Below are 1174 nucleotides of genomic sequence, written 5' to 3' on the forward strand. Positions count from 1 at the left end.
GCAGAAGCCAAATTAAACTGCAAGCCGAATTCATAGGGCAAATAGGTTAAGGATTAGGCGCTTAGCCATGTAGTTAACAGGGAAATAAAACGAGCGGAAAAACAAAAAAGCCCGCAACCAAGGTTACGGGCCTAAGAACAAAGAAAAATTTTCACCGGGGCCGACGCCCCGGTAGCGATTACTGACCGAACATATCCTTGATCCAGCCGGCGACGCCATCGCCATCTTTTTGCTCACCCGCCGCCGGTTGCTGCTGTTGCTGCACCGCCGCCTGGCTGGCCTGGCACAATCCCTGCGGATTGTCGGTCCAGACCGGGATGGTGCGCCAGCTGCCGCCGCCGCAGATAAAGTTGCCGGCAGAGTCGATGCTCATCTGGTTTATGCCTTCCGGCGGCTGCAGCATCAGCGGCAGCGGCGTCTGGTTTTCCAGATAGCGGCGATACAGGGTCAACGCGCCGTTGGCGCCGGTCAGCTTGGCCGGGCCGTTGTTGTCGCGCCCCACCCAGGCGATCGCCACTTCCTTGCCGTCGATGCCGGCGAACCAGCTGTCGCGCAGATCGTTGGTGGTACCGGTTTTCGCCGCCAGGTTGTAGTTCGGGAACTTCACCGACAGCGAGCGGGAGGTCCCGCGCGCCACGCCCTGCTGCATCGCGTACAGCGTCAGGTAAGCGGCCTGCGCCGGCACCATGCGCTCCGCCTGCGGGAAGCTCTGGTACAGCACCGTGCCGTCTTCGGCGATCACCGAACGCACCGCCGACAGCGGCGCACGGTTACCGCCGCTGGCGATGGTCTGGTACTCCTGCGCGACTTCCATCGGCGTCAGGCCGATCGCCCCCAGCAGCATCGAAGGCACCGGATTGATCTCCGCTTTCGGGATCCCCAGGCGTTGCAGCGTGGCGCTGATCTGATCCAGCCCGACCGACAGGCCGAGGTTCACCGTCGGCACGTTCAGCGAGTTGGCCAACGCATCCACCAGCATCACCTGACCGCGGAATTTACGGTCATAGTTGTTCGGCTGCCAGACGGCGCCGTTCGGCTGTTTCAGCGACAGCGGCGCATCCGCCAGCCAGGTGTTGAGGCGGTATTTATCCGGTTCGGACAGCGCGGTCAGGTACGTCGGCGGCTTGGCCAGCGAGCCTACCAGACGGCGCGCCTGCATGGCGCGGTTGAAGCC

At 62.8% G+C, this 1174-nt stretch carries 1 protein-coding gene; it reads right to left on the reverse strand.

Annotated features, from left to right (window positions below; all coding sequences use genetic code 11):
• Window positions 1-178 precede the first annotated feature (178 nt).
• Window positions 179-1174, reverse strand: a 996-nt coding sequence (locus ABZ937_RS42790) for a penicillin-binding transpeptidase domain-containing protein (protein ID WP_361701097.1), incomplete at its 5' end; no start/stop codon positions are given.

The sequence above is a fragment of the Streptomyces sp. NPDC046727 genome, from assembly GCF_040645635.1.
Lineage (GTDB): Bacteria > Actinomycetota > Actinomycetes > Streptomycetales > Streptomycetaceae > Streptomyces.